2 protein-coding genes are annotated in these 3,534 nt (G+C 39.6%); both read right to left on the bottom strand.

The window, feature by feature from the left end:
• Positions 1–27: 27 nt before the first annotated feature.
• Positions 28–1,086 (bottom strand): sensor histidine kinase, encoded by a 1,059-nt coding sequence (locus tag B9N89_RS31040; RefSeq protein WP_132326480.1) that lies wholly within the window; start codon positions 1,084–1,086, stop codon positions 28–30.
• A gap of 644 nt (positions 1,087–1,730) precedes the next feature.
• Positions 1,731–3,236, bottom strand: coding sequence for a periplasmic substrate-binding domain-containing protein (locus B9N89_RS31035; protein WP_132326478.1), 1,506 nt, complete (start codon positions 3,234–3,236; stop codon positions 1,731–1,733).
• Between the last annotated feature and the right edge of the window lie 298 nt (positions 3,237–3,534).

The raw sequence follows: 3,534 nt of genomic DNA, 5'->3' as shown, positions 1-3,534 counted from the left end.
AAATCCATAATACTGCCTTTCAATGAGTTAACTGTATGTAGTAATTGTAAGGAAAGGGAAAAAGGGCTTCAATACGCATAGATTCGACGACTTACCGACTTTGCCACCATGGCCCTTTGCAACATGGTCAACAAATGCAAGACCCAGGCCAGTGCCATTTTCTTTGCCGTGGGTAGCTCCTCGTGTGAAGAGCTTGGGTATCAGTTTGTTAGGTACTCCATCTCCGTCATCTTTTACAAGTATGCTAAGCTTTGCACCTTCGAGGAGCCATGAAATCTCAACAATCGAATTTGCAGCTTCAATAGCATTAAAGAGGAGGTTGGATACAGCCCTTTCAACCTTGGGTAAATCTATTTGTAAGTCTTCTACGGACTTAGCATCAGAGCGGAGAATCACCGAGTGTTTCTCTGCGTAGCTTCGTGCGCTAGATATAGTTTCATCTAAATCCAGCCTACTTTTGTACGGCCGAACTTGGGATTCTAGGTCGGCTCGTTTTATCGAATCTGCCATTGATGATAAACGGTTTAGTGCTTTGACAAGGTTCTCTTTCTCATGTTCGTAGTCTTCTAGAGTACCGAAGGCTACTTTTTGGAAAATTGCCAGTGGACCCTTAAGGTCGTGGGCTATAGTTTGGGTAGTTTGACTTATTGCTTCTGATTTTGCAAGGGTCTTCGACTGCAAGACAATCTCACTTTGTAGCGAGTTTATTTTACTTTTCATCACACGCCAACTTTTTTCTATATTTGGCATCGCAGTTGAAAGGTAGTGGCTTGGAATATCGTTGTTTATCAGGTCATCAACTGCAGCATCAAATATTCTTAAGCGTTTATCTCTTTCTACTACCGCAAGGTAAGACATGGTAGCCATAAATATTAGGGATGCTACTAAAAGGAGAGCCAATACTGCAAAAAAGCTTTTGATAAGAAACACAGGATTCACTGAAAGTTCGATATAGTAATCACTTTTTTGAGGGAATCGATATTGAATTCGCCCTTTAAGGAATCCGCTTGAATAGAATGTAATATCATCTACTTTTTCAACCCCCTTTTTTGTAGGGAAGATCGACGGAACATTTCCAAAAAGCATCTGGACCTCAGGGGTGGTGGTATTCTTGTCTTTGACTAATGCAACGCCTTGTACAATCTTAGATGAAACAATTATTCTTCTATTTCTCGCAAAAGCTTCGAAAAAGTTTCCCTGTTCAATATTGGCTCTTTCACTAGCTAACCAACTTGACAGTATCTCAGTAGAAGAAAATTTTACGTGGGATACAAAAGAAAAATATAGTAGCAGACCAGCTACTACAAAAAATAACACAAGTGGTAAGACCACGAATCTGCTATCTTTAAAGTGTCTAAACACAGAATCTTTCAAGATCACCACCTATAAAAGGTCTCTGATTTTTGAAAACGCAGCGATTGGATAGTCTATGCTGTATTTCACCATCAATAAACAATTTTGGAAGCAGATATACATGAGAACCTGATTGACTTAACCTAGATTCAACTAACTTGTCTCCACTCCCAAAGCCGAAGAATGACAGTCTTCGCTGATATAAAGTCTTGAGAATAACACGCTCCTTATTCATAATATCCGGTTTAGTATCATCATATACAGAGCACATGGAAACTCCTGGGGAAACCTGAGCTGAATCAATGCTTCTAGGCATTGCACCGTGTGATCTTAGACAATCAATTAGCCTCCAAAGCTTTATCTTTGTAAAGAAGTTATTATTCATCGTTGGTCACAAAAAACTGCCATGGTGAAGTAGCCACTGTAACGAGAGAAACACGTGGTTCGAAATTAGTCAGATAGAGTCTTTGGTTATACTTATATACGTTAAAAATCCCCTTATCAAACATGTACCGACTAAACTTTTTTGCTTCCTCATCCAAGGTTTCACCGTCAAGGTCTTGAAGGTCTTCTATCTTCTTCTGCATCATTGGATCACGGGCTATAGCTTCTAAAGATTTATGAAGTCCCGGGGTAAAAAGCATCTGCAAATCTCCCATGGGGTCTATGGGCCAGAATCCTGTGGAGCCTAACTGTAGGTCAAAATTTCTGTCATCTCGAACCCCCTTTAAGCCAAATTCATCTAAAGTCAACTTAACTGCTTTAAGTCCGGGAGAGTTTTCTGGTAATCTTGATGACCAATAAATAACCTTATCGGCCTTAACAAAATTCACCTTTTCCTTATCCAAGCCTTTCGCAAGATCCTTCAAAGGAAGATACCCAGGCATAATACTTGTAAAAATAGACCCCTCTATGTCGTCGTCTAACCCAACTTCTGACAACTTCTCATAGAAAACTTTTTTAAAAACACTTCTATTGTCATTCGAAGCAAATATCTCTTTATCCGGGTTTAAATACAAGAGGTCGAACCTACTTTTAGGTCTGAGGGTAAGATGAAACCCCTTTTCATAAAAGTATGCAAAGCTCCTCGGCCACACAATGGATTCGTTTGTTGCAATTACTTTTCTAAGATTCGAACCAGAACTCACTTCAGAAGCTTGACTGAGGTTACTATATTCAAATACTATATTTTCCGCTAACCCTGGAAGGGCTGACCACCTTTTTACAAAAGAGATATAGGACGATCCTTCATCTTCGATTGTATATAACCCACTGGTAGGAATTTCATCGCAGACAAGTGTATTTCTTCGCAGATCGACACATCGTTTTGGTATGATAGAGAAAAGCTGTAAGGCAAGCCTAGAAAGAGGTCTCCTCACTTCTTTTGAAAATTTAATTCGGATTCTTCTGTTCTCGATAGAAATACCCTGGGGATAAATTTCTAAAGGGTTCGAAGATTCCGCCCAAGATTGCAAACCGACTATATCTCTAATCATTGGGAACTTTGGTCTTGTGAGCGCCATTCGCAAGATAGAAAAAGCCACATCTTCAGTTGTGATCAGAGAGCCATCCGAAAAGAAAATATTATTTTTTACAACTAATTCTACAATACGATGCTCTATGTCATACCTAAAGGACTTAAGTACTAAACTATAGAGCTGTTCATCCTGCCCGACTTCAATAGGTTTAGCGTAAATCATATCAAAGACTGGCAAATTCACCGTCGAATCACCATCAAGGGGATCTAGTGAAACGTACTTCTTAGTTTCCGTTACAATATATCTGTTTTTTAATATCGTTGATTGACTCGACTGACAAGTCATAGCAAGATAAAACGAAACTATTGAGAGTATAGCCAAAATAGAACTGAGTATCTTAAACATTGCTCATACCACGCTTGGGGAAGGGTTGTATTTTTCCACCTTGGTTTTTTGCAGGCTCACCCAATCGATCACGGGTGCCATTACCAGGTAAAGACTTTTTCACTGAATCTCAACATTCGAGAGTAGGACAAATCAGCTTCTAAAGAATAGATCGTTGAAGCTCCCCAAAAGTGCTGGACAAATCTAACTGAACGGCCTAATTCCCATAGTGAGGAGAATTACCGTGACTCAGAACAAACGAACCAGACCAACCTACAGCCAGGAATTTAAGGAACAAGCAGTCGCTAAGTACTTAGAA

The sequence above is a fragment of the Pseudobacteriovorax antillogorgiicola genome, assembly GCF_900177345.1.
GTDB classification, from domain to species: Bacteria; Bdellovibrionota_B; Oligoflexia; order Oligoflexales; family Oligoflexaceae; genus Pseudobacteriovorax; species Pseudobacteriovorax antillogorgiicola.
The sequence above is the reverse complement of the archived record's forward strand: the minus strand, read 5'-3'. Positions and strand labels throughout refer to the sequence as shown.